We start from the raw sequence: 14,333 nt of genomic DNA on the forward strand, positions 1-14,333 counted from the left end.
ACGCTGTTTTTTGTATGAAGCTATTCCCTTATGTTCGATTTTTTTCTGTGGTTAAGTCCAGAGCAAAGTCTTTAATCAGCCCTGGAAGCACGTGGAAGGTATACGGTTTATACACCCTCTCCGTCCATTTATGACCGTCCCGTCCATATACACCGATATTGATAGATGGGATATTAACGCTGCGGATTAAATCCAGCGGCAGAGGATAAATATCGTTCATCCGTGGCATATTTTGCCTCAGGACATCCACTTCCGCCTCGGTCTCATGCAAGGAAAGATAGCTTCCATCTGCAAGGTAAGGGAAAAAGCGTTTGGTTAAAAATGTTTCTTTTGTTTTATCTGAGACAATTTTCAACCGTTTACTGAGCTTTTGTTTTATTTCCGTGCCAAATTCATACTGGTCATTTAAATAATTATGCGGTAAAAACGGCGGTGCAAAAAACAGGATCACTCTTGGCGTCTTATCCGGATCAAGCTGCTGAAGAGCTTCCACCAAAGCAAAGGACGTTTCTCTGCGATCCTTCCCCTTCCACTTTTCAACCACTTCATCAAGCACCTGATCAACAGGCAGTCCCATATCTCTCAGTTTCTCTTTAAGTTCATCAAACGTGCATACTTCCATATCCCACTTCCATTTACTTGGCGGGAAACCGTGTCTTTGTCTATGTTCATCATAACGCTGTTCACTTTGCTGCTTTAATTCCTCTACCGTATTCAACGTGATGGCACGCAATTTATCCATTACATCTTTGGCCGTTTGCTCAAACACAAAGTAGTTAAAATACAGCCTTGCGCTGACAGCGGTCTGAACATTGTAATCATGCTTATCTTCCTTAAAGTATAAACAGGCAGGAGGCAAAACGTATTCTCCTTCGAGCTCTTCAGTCAGATTAAGATTTTGATTGATTTTCCGGTTGATTTCGGACCCCACCAAAGTTGGATCAATCGCTGTCAGCACATCCCCTACATGAGCTTCACGGCCGTATATATAAAAAGAAGGAAGCACTTTACCAGCCGCTCCAGTGTAAATGTATTTTATTTCGTCCTTATCATGCATGGGTGCAATAAAATCATTGTTAATGGCTGCTACATACTGCAGTCCCTCCGTTTTCAATCTTTCTAATTCCAAAAGAGCTGCGAGCATGCCCGCATGTTCACTTTCTTCATCAGGATTAAACAAAAATAACATCGTACCGTCTAATGCAGTCTTTTGCTCCGATAACTCCAGGAGATTAGTTAAATGGATGGCTGCACCGCTTTGCATATCAAGAGATCCACGGCCAAACAGCCAATCCCCAGTGAGTGCCTGCTCCTTTACTAAATCATCCCCGTTGTAAGTCGAAAAATAGGCTTCCAGTGCATCAGGATCATGGGCGATAGACTGAAGCATCCCAAAGTCATCTGTACCCACTGTATCAATATGGCTGTGGAACAGAACTGTTTTTGCCTGAGCGCCCGATACGATGGCCCAGACATTTTTACGGCTATAAGGATCGTTGGGTATTTCCTGTACCCAGACAGCTTCAGGATTTTCTTTAAAGTATGGAAACGATTTAATAATTGAATAAATGAGTTCAGCTTTCTCTGACTCCCCGCTTGTGCCTGTATAGCTTTTTGCTGCAATTAAACAGCGGGTCAGCCACTCTGCCTGCTCTGCAGCTGTTTTACCCTTGAGATCTTTGTACATAAGACATCCTTCTTTCAATAAGAATAATTATTTAACTGCCTATCCTCATCTTAACGAATCGTTAGAAAATTGCAACGTTAAGAAATATTCATATTCATGAATTTCCTTTATCTTTTTCGAAAAAAGGGTTGTATTCAGTATCAAAAACGAATATTATTGGTTTTGTGATTTTTTATTGTTCGTATTTTTTCCAAGGGGATGACAATGTATGTTTCGATTTAACTTAAAAGATAACCAAACAACCGTCAAGACGGAGATTATGGCTGGATTCACCACTTTCATGACTATGGTTTATATTGTAGTCGTTAACCCTATTATTTTATCAAGCGCAGGTGTCCCGTTTGATCAAGTATTCCTGGCAACGATTATCGCCACCGTCATTGGAACACTCTGGATGGCCCTTTGCGCAAATTATCCAATCGCTATCGCACCCGGAATGGGATTAAATGCATACTTTGCCTTTTCTGTCGTTGGAGCCAATCCCAATATAACGTATGAAATAGCGTTTGCCGCAGTTTTCGTTTCCGGCGTCTTATTTACCATTCTTTCTCTGACACCTTTCCGAAAAAAACTGATCGAAGCAATCCCATCCAATCTAAAGCATGGGATTACAGCAGGAATCGGTTTGTTTATCGCTTTCATTGGCATGCGATTGACCGGCATTATCGTAGCGCACCCTGACAATTTAGTGGCTCTTGGCGACCTTCATTCTGCACCGGTTATCCTTGCGTTTTCGGGGCTAGCCATCACGCTGATCTTAATGGTTCTTCGCGTAAATGGTGCTTTATTTTTAGGAATGCTGATAACAGGTGCAATCGCCTACTTTACCAACCAGCTTTCTTTTGACGGCATTATGGCATTTCCAAGCATGCCTGAAGGGTTTATTGTCTCAAATCCCATTAGTGCAATTGAAGACGTAATCCAATATGGATTATACGCAGTAGTATTTTCTTTTCTGCTGGTCACAATCTTTGATACAACTGGAACAATGATCGGGGTTGCGCAGCAGGCAGGCCTCATGAAAGGCAAATCAATGCCAAGAGCAAGACAGGCGCTGTTAGCCGATTCAATTGCCACTACAGCAGGTGCAATGGTCGGAACAAGCCCAACGTCTGCTTATATCGAATCTTCAGCAGGAGTAGCTGCCGGAGGACGGACGGGACTGACCACCTTAACCGTTTCATTTCTTTTTATTCTGGCTGCTTTTTTCGGTCCGTTAGTAAGTGCTGTTTCAGGTGTGTCGGCTATTACTGCACCCGCATTAATCATTGTCGGAAGCTTGATGATGGGCAGTATTGCTAAAATTGACTGGGATGAATTAGATGAAGCTTTCCCGGCGTTTCTCATCATTCTGAGCATGCCGCTGACATCAAGTATCGCGACTGGTATCGCACTTGGATTTATTTCGTACCCAATCCTAAAAATCTTCCGCGGAAAATGGAAAGAAGTTCATATACTTGTCTACATCTTTGCAGTATTATTCGCTTATCAGCTGGTATTTCTGCCCCATTAATCCTAACCCGTGCTGCAGAAGCTGTTTTGCAGTTGCCAGGGAGCAGATAACCCATATAAGAATGAGGCTCAATTCACATAACGCCAAAAGTTATGTGAATTGAGCCTATTTTAATTCCAAACCGGTTAGAAGAATTGAGACACATTTGTCCCAATCTCATTTTTTATCTTTTGGTAGCAGATCACTCGCTGCTCTCTCCCCAATGAAAAAAAGCCGAAGAACTTTCCCCTCCCCCGGCTTTAACTGGCTATTTTAGTTATGTTTCTTCTTTTAGAAAGTGCTTCAATGCAAAGAATACATCCGACTTTCTTCTTAAAATAAAATACCTCAGTTCGTCCTCAGGAATGTTTTTGTAAATAGACATGAGAGAGGACTGACGCTGATATTGGTTAACCTCTCCGTATCCAAACAGATTACATAATCGGGACAATTCTTCAATAAGAGGCAGACACCGTTGATTATCAGAGGTTAAGTTATCACCATCAGAAAAATGAAAGGCATAAATATTATAGCGCTGAACGGGGTATTCATTTTGAATTAATTCCAATGCTTTACGATAAGCGGATGAACAAATTGTTCCTCCGCTCTCCCCTTTGGAGAAGAATGTTTCTTCTTCCACTTCTTTTGCTTCGGTGTGATGGGCAATAAAACGCAGTTCCACATGATCATACTTGTACTTTAAAAAGCGGGTGAGCCAGAAGAAAAAGCTTCGGGCTACATATTTTTCAAATGCTCCCATTGATCCGCTTGTATCCATCAAAGCTAGTACTACCGCTTTAGTTTCCCGTTCAATTGATTCATTCCATGTTCTAAAACGTAAATCTTCAGGTAAAATCGGATTGAACGCCGGTGCTCCTGACATCGCATTTCTTTTAAAGGCACTCATCATTGTTTTCTTCTTGTCAATGTTTCCTGTAAGCCCTTTGTTTCGGATATCATTAAACTCAATATCGCGCGTAATCTCAACTGACTCTTCTTTTTGTTTTAGCTTAGGCAGTGACAATTCCTTAAATAAAGCTTCTTCGATTTCCAACAGGGAAACTTCTGCTTCGACGTAATCAACACCCGCCTGATCTCCAGCTCCTTCACCCTGCCCCTGGCCTGGTTCAGGCTTGCCTTTGGCGATTAAATCTCCAACCTGACTGTCTCCGCTTCCCTGCCCTACATGCTTTTTCTTGTCGTAGTTGTACCGGATTTTGTATTCATCCAAGGATCGGATTGGAATCTTCACTACTTGCTTGCCATCGGACATTACAATGCTTTCTTCAGAAATAAGCTCTGGCAATTGATCCTTAATAGCTTCATTCACTTTTTCCTGATGCCGCTTTTGATCATCCTGTCCTTGTCGGTGAAGGGACCAATCTTCTTGTGATAGGATTGTGGACGACCTTTCATCCATTGTCATGGTCTGCTCTCCCTTCTTCCATTCGTAATTCATTGTATGCGAGAGTCGATAAATATTTACAACTAAAAGTGGAAGAAGTCAGTTCTGTTCTTGAAATTGCTTAAATGATGGGATCGATGCTGTTCTAAAACTGCCTGTTTTAAAAGAATCAAAAGCTAATTAGTCAGAAAATTTAAATATTAATATTTAAAAGAAAAAGCCTGCCATTTAAGGCAGACTCACTTGTCCGGAATAGTTTTCCTTTATATTGCTTCTTCTCTTTCCCTGGCAGTCGTTCGGGCTGCGTCGATCAAGAGAACAACCGAGGTTGCGACATGCAGCGCAAACCCAAGAAACGGAATAACCCCAACTAAGCAGGTAACAATTCCTAAAATACTGCCCGATTTCCCCTCAAATTCACGAACTGAAAAAATAAGCGTTATAATATGAAGTCCGAGCATGATCCATAACGGTGTCCAGCCAAATGACAGGATAACAATCCCCCCGAGTATAGGGATTGAAAAAAAGGCTTCCAAACCTCCTGTGATCCATTTAAGTGTGGTTGATGTTTTCATGTTTAAAATCGTCCTTTCTCTAATAACGATTTATATTATGCCAATAACTGCCGAATAAACTTGTTACTATAAGTATACGATTCAGATCAAAAGAGGTTTCATTTAATATTGATTTCAACTGTCTTCATTTTTGAGCAGGAATAATTAAAGGCTATCTTGTACTTGATACAGGTAAAGCCACTGCAGGAATAATTGTCTGCCCTTCTGGTATTATCGGCATGAGCAGCACGATTTATGAAGAAAAATCGGAAGAAGTCCGACAGCTGCCATTAAATATAAAAAAGAGCCAGATTAAGATCTGGCTCTCATCGATTTCTCTTCAAATTGTACGGGATCGGATTGACGATGATTTTGCTTCAACTGATCTCCTGAACGCAGCTTCTCCATTTGTTTCCCCAATAACACAAGTTCTCCCCTGTCGCTTGTCATCATGACACTAAATGGGTCCGTCTCCTTGAAGTGTTCCCTCCCAGGCATCGTAATCCTCCTTCAACTATTCTTTTGTACAACCATTTTATCATTTTTAGAATATTCAGTCAAAAATAAAAAAAGAAAGAGGAGGGCTCCTCTTTCCAAAAAATTATTTACAAAGACAGGTTAGCGGTTTAGCAGACTGCCCACATATTTAAGCAGTTCATTTGCACTTGATGTGTTATAGCCATGCTCATCAATCAGGCGTGCAATTACTTCATTCATCTTCTTAAGCTGCTGCTCATCCGGTGTTTTAGATGAAGTGGTAATTTTAACCACATCTTTTAAATCCGCAAATAGTTTTTTCTGTATGGCCTCACGCAGGCGGTCATGAGATTGGTAATTAAATCGTTTCCCCTTCCGTGCGTAAGTCGAAATTCGAATAAGAATTTCTTCACGGAATGCTTTTTTCGCATTTTCAGATATCCCGATTTGTTCCTCAATCGAACGCATTAATTTCTCATCCGGCGTCATCTCTTCACCGGTCAGAGGATCCCGCAGCTTTGATTTATGACAATAAGCTTCTACATTATCCAGGTAATTATCCATTAAGGTCTTAGCTGATTCTTCATATGAATAAACAAAAGCTTTTTGAACTTCTTTTTTGGCCATATCATCAAATTCCCGTCTTGCCAATGAAATAAAGCCAAGATAGGACTCTTTCACATCTTTTGTGATCGATGCATGCTGGTCAAGACCTTCTTTTAAAGAACGCAGAACATCCAGCGCATTGATGGACGATACCTCTTTCCGTATAATCGTCGAGGAAATGCGGTTAATGACATAACGCGGATCAATGCCATTCATTCCCTCATCATCATACTCTGTTTTCAGCTCCTGCACATCCGCTTCATTAAAGCCTTCAACCATCTCTCCATCATACAATCGCATTTTTTTAATTAAGTCGATGTCTTTGCGCTTAGGTTCTTTTAATCGGGTTAATATCGTAAACATTGCGGCAATTCGCAAGGTGTGCGGAGCAATATGAACGCCTGCCACATCACTGTCAGCAATGAGCTTTTCATATATTTTTTCTTCCTGCGTTACCTGCAGGTTATACGGAATCGGCATAACAATAATACGGGAATGAAGTGCTTCATTTTTACGATTGGAAATAAAAGAGCGGTATTCGGTTTCGTTCGTGTGAGCAACAATCATTTCATCCGCTGAAATTAAGGCAAACCTGCCTGCTTTGAAATTTCCTTCCTGAGTCAGTGAAAGTAAATGCCAGAGGAATTTTTCATCACATTTCAGCATCTCCTGAAATTCCATCATTCCACGGTTCGCCTTGTTTAATTCTCCATCGAAACGGTAGGCACGCGGATCAGATTCTGAACCATATTCCGCTATCGTAGAAAAATCCAGACTGCCTGTCAGATCGGCAATATCCTGAGACTTTGGATCAGATGGACTGAATGTTCCAATCCCCACACGCTTATCCTCAGAGAAAAATATCCGTTCAACCGGAACATTTTCAATCTGGCCGTCAAATTCTTTTTCCAGCCTCATTAAATTCAGTGGTGATAAGTTTCCTTCAATTTTTATTCCATACTCTTTTTGAAAATCTTCCCTTAAAGCATGTGGAATAAGGTGAAGCGGATCTTCCTGCATAGGGCATCCTTTAATAGCATAAACAGCGCCTCTGTCGGTTCTAGAATAAGCTTCCATTCCTCTTTTCATCATCGTAACCAGCGTTGATTTCCCTCCGCTGACCGGTCCCATAAGCAGTAAAATTCGTTTTTTTACATCGAGCCGTCTGGCGGCAGGGTGAAAGTATTCTTCTACTAATTTTTCAAGTGGCTCTGATAAACCGAATAACTGATTTCTAAAAAATAAATAATCACGTTTTCCATTTACTTCTTTCACACCGGCATCTTTTATCATGTTATAAACGCGGGAGTGGGCCGATTGAGCTACCCAAGGTCGTTCTTTTAAAAGCTCCACATATTCAGAAAAAGTACCTTCCCATTTTAAGCTTTCTTCTTCACTTCTATATTCAGCCATTCTTCTTAAAATATCCAACTGCGTCGCCTCCTTATTGGCCCTTATGTGAAAATGTATGCGGCAACCCCTGCTCACATGAAAGACAATATTAATTCATACAAAAAACCACGAACAGATTACTCTATTACTGATTTTCAATTCTCATTCTTCATTAAGAGTTAAAGCACTGAATACTTTCCTGCCAGCATTTTCATGATTTCTCCATAATAAACAGTCACAGATGATTCACTTAAGACGCATTTTAGGGTATAATTTAATGTAGTATTCATACTTCTCGTTATAAGGAGGCCATTACAAATGGGTACAGCATTAATTTTAGGTATCTGTGTTGCGTTCCTAGCAGCTATTTTCACTGCAGGCTACGACTCCAAGCCAGGTACGACCAAAGACTAATTCAACGCAAAAAAGCTGCCTTTAAGGCAGCTTTTCGTGTTATTTAAGATCTAATTTCTTTTCCTTTATAAAATCTTTCATATACATCCTGCTTTTTCTCTGAAGCATTTTAGCCATTTGACCGGACCATCCATCATTTCTCAACCCGTTCGTCCGTTTTTCATAGTAGGCTGAAATTTGCTCATCATACGCTTTAATATCTTCTTTCACTGCTTCAGGGTTATGCTGGTACGCATTTTCCTGGTAGACCATGCTAACCGGCATCCTTGGCTTGATGTCTGTCTGCTGATCCGGATGTCCAACGGTAAGACCGAATAAGGGCACCACATATTCGGGCGCTTCTATCACCTTGTTTACCTCTTCAAGATTGTTCCGGATTCCACCTATGTAACAAATGCCGAGACCAAGTGATTCAGCGGCAATCGCTGCATTTTGTGCTGCTAAAGCTGCATCAATGACTGTGACCATAAACTTTTCAGTAGATTGAATCGAGTCGTCAATGTCTGCATCCTCCCATTTACCAATTAACGAGTGACGGTAAAGGTCTGCACAGAAAATAAAAAAATGTCCGCTCTCTGCTACATAATCCTGTCCTCCTGCCAGCTCGGCAAGTTTCTTTTTCTTCTCAGGATCAGTCACGCCGATAATTGTATATGCCTGAATGAAGCTTGAAGTAGAAGCCATTTGTGCTGCTTGTACGATCGTGTTGATTTGGTCGGTGGATAAGGGGATTTCTTTAAATTTACGAACCGACCGATGATTCATTAATGTTTCGATAGTTGAATTCATTCATTTGCCTCCTTCAGTGGTTACAAATCAGTTTTACAGAATCACTTCAAAAAATCAAAAAAAATGCACAAAAATCGGCAGCTAAAACAAGTTCGGGCGAAAAATACATTGAAATTTTCGTTTCTGGGCGCGGCTGTGACCCTTTTTCGAGCTGAATTTTTTTATGGTCCCGTCTGTCACGCTGGAGCCAGAAGGATTCACCTAACCCGCTTAAAATAAATCTGCACAAAAAATCCCCTTGAGAAAATGTACATCTTCTCAAGGGGATTTTAGTGTATTTTGTCCAGATTTTTTACTTCACACCCGGATAATTCTGCTGACGCAAAGCCTCATACACTAATATTGCAGCTGTGTTAGAAAGATTCAGCGAACGAACATGATCATTCATTGGAATCCGGAGAGCTCTATCTTTATTTTTTTCAATTACATCCTGCGGAAGCCCGGATGTTTCCCGGCCGAAAATAAAGTAATAGTCCTTCTGTGTATCCGTGTAATCAAATGTAGAGTGCGGCTTTTCGCCATATTTCGTTAAAAAGAAAAATTCGCCATTCTCATTTTCCTTAAAAAACTCATCAAGCGAATCATAATACATGATGTTAACGAAATTCCAATAATCCAGACCCGCACGCTTTAGCATTTTATCATCTGTTGAAAAGCCCAATGGCCGGATTAAATGCAGCGTCGTGTCTGTTGCTGCACAGGTTCGAGCAATGTTACCCGTGTTAGCTGGTATTTCAGGTTGAAACAAAACAATATGATTTCCCAATCTTTTCACCTCAAGCAGTCATTTCAATTCCTTAAATCATTTCTCCATTTTATCACGAGATTGTGTAAAAGTAATACTTTATTGATGGCGTGTACGCAGAGGAATCGGTATATTCCCAATTTCTCATACGGCTGTCACTGGTATGGGCGTTAACAAGCGGATCACCTGACCGGATTGCCGTAACAATCGTCGTATGATTTATTCTTCCATCTCCCTCAAAATCGTAACAAATAACATCTCCCTGCTTTAACTCACTGACATCCCACACCCGGACTGCTGCATCGCTGGCATCCAAATACCACTTTAACGAATGCGCAACACTCCAGCTGAAACTCCAGGAATTGGTCCGCATCCACCAGCCCTTCGATCGATTTGGATAGCCATGCATCGGCAGGCCGCCAGCATGCAGACACTGCGAAATAAAATTGGTGCAGTCCACTTCGAACGATGGATAAGCGGGATTTCTGCTGTCCCACCACTTTTCTGCATAAAGAATTGCCGCTCCCCGGTTATATGCCATGCTCATCACCCCTATGTGCCATCCTACGACGGATTTTTAGGGAACATGATTAATTCTTCAGGAAGGACAAACCTTTTTCAATTTCAGCTAAAACTTCTTCGTCTTTTTCCTCCAGACGGCGCTTCAACAGCGCTTCTTTTGCCTGATCACCGCCAATTTTACCTGCTGCCCAGGCAGCTGTTCCACGAATTACCGGCCGCACATCCTCTGACATGACTCCGATTAAAGCAGGAAGAGCGCTTTCTTCTTTAAAATGAGCAAGAGCGATGATCGCATTCCGCTGAATTGGTTTTTTCCCTCTCCAGGAACCGGAAACATGTCCGAATTTCTCTTTAAACTCACGATTGCTGATCGTCAATAAAGGTTCAAGGAGAGGTTTTGCGATTTCACCGTCCGGCTCCATTTCACGATGAAAATGAAAATCTTTTCCTTTATTTTTTGGACAGACCGTTTGACAGGTATCGCATCCATAAATACGGTTCCCTATCTTATTTCTATATTCATCGGGTAAAAATCCCTTTGTTTGTGTTAAAAATGCGATGCATTTTTGTGCATTCAGCTGCCCTCCCTGAACCAGTGCACCGGTCGGACATGCATCCACACATTTATTGCATGTTCCGCATTGATCCTGCATCGGTTCATCCGGCTCAAAAGGAAGATTGGTAATCATCTCGCCTAAATAAACATAGGATCCAAATTCCGGTGTGATGACTGCACAATTTTTGGCGCTCCACCCTATTCCTGCTCTTTCCGCCACGGCCCTGTCAGCAAGCTCTCCAGTGTCCACCATAGAGCGAAAACGGGCTTTTGGCACTCGTTTCTGTATAAAGGCTTCAAGCTTACTTAAACGGTCTCTGAGGACCGTATGATAGTCTGTTCCCCATGACGCTCTGGCGAAGATTCCTCTTCTGGCTCCTTTTATGCTTTTAGGGGCATCCTTCATTTTTGAAGGGTATGCAAGAGCTATGGCGATAATAGAGCGCGGTTCGGAAAAAGTTAGCGATGGATCAACGCGTTTGTTGATATCCTTTTCTTCAAAACCCGATTGATAGCCAAGCTGTTCCTGTCTAATCAGGTGGTTTTTCATTTCCGTAAATACATCAGCTGTCGTAAAGCCGATTTTATCAATTCCAAGTGATGCTGCATGTTCAATAATTTCCTGTTTTAACAATCGATAATCCATCGTAACCCTCCTTCCATATGTCCTTATTCTATCATGAACAGCATTGATCTATGGTAAACTGAAATCATCTATCAGACAGGAGCTGTTTTTATGAAGATTTCAATTCATCCATCTCTTTTCTCACATGAACAGCCGCTTACTTTTGGCATTATTCACTACAACAATATTCAAATAGGCGATTCGCCACAAATGCTCAAAGGCCGCCTGCAGCTGTTTCAGGAATCAATCTTTTTTGAGCTTCAGGATCAACCAGTTACCGCCTTTGACGGTATAAACGAATGGCGAGGCATCTTTAAAGCACTGGGGAAAGACCCCAACCGTTACCGTCACAGTGCAGAAGCTCTTTTCCGCAGGATTAAGAAACAAAACTACCTGCAAAGCGTCCACTCCGGAATTGATATTAATAATTTTTTCTCGCTAGAATATCAGTCTCCTATCGGGCTGTATGACCAGTCAAAGATTGAAGGAGATATCAGCATACGGTTAGGCGTGGATGGAGATATCTATGAAGGACTCAATGGCCGCACAAACTCCCTGGAAAACCTTTTGGTAACCTCCGACAGAAAAGGCCCCTTTGGCAGCCCTTACGTCGACTCTGTCCGAACAGCAGTCACGGTGGACACAACAGAAGCGGTTCAAGTTATCTATCTGCGCCCCAGCCTGCCAAGCAGTGATCATGAAAGACTAACCTCATCGTTAAAAGATATGTTTATTCAGGTTCATGGTGGAACCGGCACGATTCAAATACTCTCAAATCGTATGTAGGAAGCGGATGAAGCTTATTCATCCGCTTTTATTTATACCTCTCAAACAAAGCTACAAAGAAAAAACGCAATGCTTCGTTGGCTAACAACGAAACACTGCGTTGGTTATGTATTGTGGAGCGGGTGATGAGAATCGAACTCACGACATCAGCTTGGAAGGCTGAGGTTTTACCACTAAACTACACCCGCATCAGCAATGTATATAAATTTATCATTAATTTTACGAAACGTCAACACAATCCGACAAAAAAATTAATACTTTTATGATTTTACTATAATTTATGTTTCATAATAACACTTTACTCCAGTACTGTTTCATCCGTAATTCTTACTTTACCAATCAATTCACCAGCTGCACACTAGTATTGTATTAAGTATGGTCTTACTTTATTCCCACTAATTTAAAACAAAAAATCCTTTCTGCATAACGCAGAAAGGATTTTGGGATACCGATGGCCGGGGTCGAACCGGCACTCCCGAAGGAACACGATTTTGAGTCGTGCGCGTCTGCCAATTCCGCCACATCGGCACGTCTTCATAATACTATTGAGATATAAAAAATCTAGAATCATAATGTTGGAGGCGGCAACCGGACTCGAACCGGTGGTAAAGGTTTTGCAGACCTCTGCCTTACCACTTGGCTATGCCGCCAAAATAAAAATGGAGCGGAAGACGAGATTCGAACTCGCGACCCCCACCTTGGCAAGGTGGTGTTCTACCACTGAACTACTCCCGCTTAAGCTGGGCTACCAGGGATCGAACCTGGGAATGACGGAATCAAAATCCGTTGCCTTACCGCTTGGCTATAGCCCATTAATATTAAAATGGGGCGACCGATGGGAATCGAACCCACGAATGCCTGAACCACAATCAGGTGCGTTAACCACTTCGCCACGACCGCCACAATGAAATTATAATTGGCAGGGGCAGTAGGAATCGAACCCACACCGGAGGTTTTGGAGACCTCTGTTCTACCTTTAAACTATGCCCCTAAATGGTGGAGGGGGGCAGATTCGAACTGCCGAACCCGAAGGAGCGGATTTACAGTCCGCCGCGTTTAGCCACTTCGCTACCCCTCCATTATTATAGCTGCTTGTATCAAGCCTGTTACTTTAAAAAGGTGGCTTTGGACGGAATCGAACCGCCGACACATGGATTTTCAGTCCATTGCTCTACCGACTGAGCTACAAAGCCAGATGAAAATAATCAAATAAATCGTACTATGTATTTCCTCTTTTTACAATCTTAAGTTTGTATTCATTTAAACTTAATTGAAATGGCGGTCCCGACCGGGATCGAACCGGCGATCTCCTGCGTGACAGGCAGGCATGTTAACCGCTACACCACGGGACCTTGGTAATTGCGGGGGCAGGATTTGAACCTGCGACCTTTGGGTTATGAGCCCAACGAGCTACCGAACTGCTCCACCCCGCGTTAATAAGTATATGTTCGTTAAGTTCGATTGGTGAGAGACAAGATGCTGATATCAATCAACATCAACTCTCAATGATCTTAACGAATGGAGAATGACGGGCTCGAACCGCCGACCCTCTGCTTGTAAGGCAGATGCTCTCCCAGCTGAGCTAATTCTCCATGATGTCTGGTGACCCGTACGGGATTCGAACCCGTGTTACCGCCGTGAAAGGGCGGTGTCTTAACCGCTTGACCAACGGGCCTTTAAAGCGTTTTATGGCGGAGAGCAAGGGATTCGAACCCTTGAGACAGCGGTAGCCGCCTACACGATTTCCAATCGTGCTCCTTCGACCTCTCGGACAGCTCTCCATGGCTCCACAGGTAGGACTCGAACCTACGACCGATCGGTTAACAGCCGATAGCTCTACCACTGAGCTACTGTGGAAAAACAGTCTAGCAACGTCCTACTCTCACAGGGGGAGACCCCCAACTACCATCGGCGCTGAAGAGCTTAACTTCCGTGTTCGGCATGGGAACGGGTGTGACCTCTTCGCTATCATTACTAGACATAATTCAATCTCTTTGCGACAAGTTATATTATAACATTATGTATTAGAGATTTCAATAAAGAAATAATATTTTTTATCATTCCTTCAAAACTGGATAAGCCATCAAACAAACGTTGCGTTTTCGAGTAATCACCAAATTTGGTTAAGTCCTCGATCGATTAGTATTCGTCAGCTACACATATCGCTATGCTTCCACCTCGAACCTATCTACCTGATCATCTTTCAGGGATCTTACCACTTGCGTGTGGGAAATCTCATCTTGAGGGGGGCTTCATGCTTAGATGCTTTCAGCACTTATCCCG

10 protein-coding genes, 15 tRNA genes, 2 rRNA genes and 1 pseudogene are annotated in these 14,333 nt (G+C 42.3%); 2 read left to right on the plus strand and 26 right to left on the minus strand.

Features of this window, described 5'->3' with window-relative positions:
* Positions 1-28: 28 nt before the first annotated feature.
* Positions 29-1,687 carry a M20/M25/M40 family metallo-hydrolase gene (locus tag E2R51_RS06950; RefSeq protein WP_133376267.1) on the minus strand — a complete coding sequence of 553 codons (1,659 nt, stop codon included), beginning with the start codon at positions 1,685-1,687 and terminating at the stop codon, positions 29-31.
* A gap of 208 nt (positions 1,688-1,895) precedes the next feature.
* On the opposite strand from E2R51_RS06950, the gene E2R51_RS06955 reads away from it, so the two are divergent.
* Positions 1,896-3,200 carry an NCS2 family permease gene (locus tag E2R51_RS06955; RefSeq protein ID WP_133376268.1) on the plus strand — a complete coding sequence of 435 codons (1,305 nt, stop codon included), beginning with the start codon at positions 1,896-1,898 and terminating at the stop codon, positions 3,198-3,200.
* A gap of 256 nt (positions 3,201-3,456) precedes the next feature.
* On the opposite strand, the gene yhbH is transcribed toward E2R51_RS06955, so the two are convergent.
* The 8 genes and pseudogenes from yhbH to queG all read right to left on the minus strand — a co-directional run bounded on the left by yhbH (position 3,457) and on the right by queG (position 11,285).
* On the minus strand, positions 3,457-4,605 hold the full coding sequence (gene yhbH, locus E2R51_RS06960) for a sporulation protein YhbH (protein WP_133376269.1): 1,149 nt from the start codon (positions 4,603-4,605) through the stop codon (positions 3,457-3,459).
* 242 nt (positions 4,606-4,847) lie between these two features.
* Positions 4,848-5,159 carry a hypothetical protein gene (locus E2R51_RS06965; protein ID WP_133376270.1) on the minus strand — a complete coding sequence of 104 codons (312 nt, stop codon included), beginning with the start codon at positions 5,157-5,159 and terminating at the stop codon, positions 4,848-4,850.
* A gap of 291 nt (positions 5,160-5,450) precedes the next feature.
* Positions 5,451-5,636, minus strand: coding sequence for a hypothetical protein (locus tag E2R51_RS06970; RefSeq protein ID WP_133376271.1), 186 nt, complete (start codon positions 5,634-5,636; stop codon positions 5,451-5,453).
* 120 nt (positions 5,637-5,756) lie between these two features.
* Positions 5,757-7,634, minus strand: coding sequence for a PrkA family serine protein kinase (locus tag E2R51_RS06975; protein ID WP_483299918.1), 1,878 nt, complete (start codon positions 7,632-7,634; stop codon positions 5,757-5,759).
* Positions 7,635-8,066: 432 nt separating this feature from the next.
* Positions 8,067-8,816, minus strand: a complete 750-nt coding sequence (nfsA, locus tag E2R51_RS06980) for an oxygen-insensitive NADPH nitroreductase (RefSeq protein ID WP_133376273.1) — start codon at positions 8,814-8,816, stop codon at positions 8,067-8,069.
* A 292-nt stretch (positions 8,817-9,108) separates the two neighbouring features.
* Positions 9,109-9,582 carry a tRNA (uridine(34)/cytosine(34)/5-carboxymethylaminomethyluridine(34)-2'-O)-methyltransferase TrmL gene (gene trmL, locus E2R51_RS06985; protein ID WP_133376274.1) on the minus strand — a complete coding sequence of 158 codons (474 nt, stop codon included), beginning with the start codon at positions 9,580-9,582 and terminating at the stop codon, positions 9,109-9,111.
* A 52-nt stretch (positions 9,583-9,634) separates the two neighbouring features.
* Positions 9,635-10,096, minus strand: a pseudogene (locus E2R51_RS06990) (amidase domain-containing protein); the annotation flags it as partial.
* A 55-nt stretch (positions 10,097-10,151) separates the two neighbouring features.
* Positions 10,152-11,285, minus strand: coding sequence for a tRNA epoxyqueuosine(34) reductase QueG (gene queG, locus E2R51_RS06995; protein WP_133376276.1), 1,134 nt, complete (start codon positions 11,283-11,285; stop codon positions 10,152-10,154).
* A 90-nt stretch (positions 11,286-11,375) separates the two neighbouring features.
* Here queG and E2R51_RS07000 point away from each other — a divergent pair, with 90 nt between their 5' ends.
* Positions 11,376-12,050, plus strand: a complete 675-nt coding sequence (locus E2R51_RS07000) for a B3/B4 domain-containing protein (protein WP_133376277.1) — start codon at positions 11,376-11,378, stop codon at positions 12,048-12,050.
* A gap of 114 nt (positions 12,051-12,164) precedes the next feature.
* Here E2R51_RS07000 and E2R51_RS07005 read toward each other — a convergent pair.
* From E2R51_RS07005 to E2R51_RS07085, 17 genes are all read right to left on the minus strand, one after another.
* Positions 12,165-12,238: transfer RNA gene (locus tag E2R51_RS07005), tRNA-Gly, on the minus strand.
* 258 nt (positions 12,239-12,496) lie between these two features.
* Positions 12,497-12,578: transfer RNA gene (locus E2R51_RS07010), tRNA-Leu, on the minus strand.
* A gap of 48 nt (positions 12,579-12,626) precedes the next feature.
* Positions 12,627-12,700, minus strand: a tRNA-Cys gene (locus E2R51_RS07015).
* Positions 12,701-12,710: 10 nt separating this feature from the next.
* Positions 12,711-12,785, minus strand: a tRNA-Gly gene (locus tag E2R51_RS07020).
* A gap of 5 nt (positions 12,786-12,790) precedes the next feature.
* Positions 12,791-12,862, minus strand: a tRNA-Gln gene (locus E2R51_RS07025).
* Positions 12,863-12,874: 12 nt separating this feature from the next.
* A tRNA-His gene (locus tag E2R51_RS07030) sits at positions 12,875-12,950 on the minus strand.
* A 17-nt stretch (positions 12,951-12,967) separates the two neighbouring features.
* Positions 12,968-13,041, minus strand: a tRNA-Trp gene (locus tag E2R51_RS07035).
* 3 nt (positions 13,042-13,044) lie between these two features.
* Positions 13,045-13,128, minus strand: a tRNA-Tyr gene (locus E2R51_RS07040).
* A 42-nt stretch (positions 13,129-13,170) separates the two neighbouring features.
* Positions 13,171-13,243, minus strand: a tRNA-Phe gene (locus tag E2R51_RS07045).
* A gap of 83 nt (positions 13,244-13,326) precedes the next feature.
* Positions 13,327-13,402 (minus strand) — tRNA-Asp (locus E2R51_RS07050).
* Between the two features lie 7 nt (positions 13,403-13,409).
* Positions 13,410-13,483, minus strand: a tRNA-Met gene (locus E2R51_RS07055).
* Between the two features lie 86 nt (positions 13,484-13,569).
* A tRNA-Val gene (locus E2R51_RS07060) sits at positions 13,570-13,642 on the minus strand.
* 8 nt (positions 13,643-13,650) lie between these two features.
* Positions 13,651-13,725, minus strand: a tRNA-Glu gene (locus E2R51_RS07065).
* 14 nt (positions 13,726-13,739) lie between these two features.
* Positions 13,740-13,831, minus strand: a tRNA-Ser gene (locus E2R51_RS07070).
* A gap of 1 nt (position 13,832) precedes the next feature.
* Positions 13,833-13,907, minus strand: a tRNA-Asn gene (locus E2R51_RS07075).
* Between the two features lie 6 nt (positions 13,908-13,913).
* Positions 13,914-14,029 (minus strand): 5S ribosomal RNA (gene rrf, locus E2R51_RS07080).
* Between the two features lie 140 nt (positions 14,030-14,169).
* A 23S ribosomal RNA gene (locus E2R51_RS07085) occupies positions 14,170-14,333 on the minus strand; the annotation flags it as partial.

The organism is Jeotgalibacillus sp. S-D1 (assembly GCF_004358665.1).
GTDB lineage: Bacteria > Bacillota > Bacilli > Bacillales > Jeotgalibacillaceae > Jeotgalibacillus.

Excerpts from the sequence above, each read along its gene's own strand:
- E2R51_RS06950 (WP_133376267.1), bottom strand. The coding sequence starts at position 1,687 with ATGTACAAAGATCTCAAGGGTAAAACAGCTGCAGAGCAGGCAGAGTGG.
- E2R51_RS06955 (WP_133376268.1), top strand. The coding sequence starts at position 1,896 with ATGTTTCGATTTAACTTAAAAGATAACCAAACAACCGTCAAGACGGAG.
- yhbH (WP_133376269.1), bottom strand. The coding sequence starts at position 4,605 with ATGACAATGGATGAAAGGTCGTCCACAATCCTATCACAAGAAGATTGG.
- E2R51_RS06965 (WP_133376270.1), bottom strand. The coding sequence starts at position 5,159 with ATGAAAACATCAACCACACTTAAATGGATCACAGGAGGTTTGGAAGCC.
- E2R51_RS06970 (WP_133376271.1), bottom strand. The coding sequence starts at position 5,636 with ATGCCTGGGAGGGAACACTTCAAGGAGACGGACCCATTTAGTGTCATG.
- E2R51_RS06975 (WP_483299918.1), bottom strand. The coding sequence starts at position 7,634 with ATGGCTGAATATAGAAGTGAAGAAGAAAGCTTAAAATGGGAAGGTACT.
- nfsA (WP_133376273.1), bottom strand. The coding sequence starts at position 8,816 with ATGAATTCAACTATCGAAACATTAATGAATCATCGGTCGGTTCGTAAA.
- queG (WP_133376276.1), bottom strand. The coding sequence starts at position 11,285 with ATGGATTATCGATTGTTAAAACAGGAAATTATTGAACATGCAGCATCA.
- E2R51_RS07000 (WP_133376277.1), top strand. The coding sequence starts at position 11,376 with ATGAAGATTTCAATTCATCCATCTCTTTTCTCACATGAACAGCCGCTT.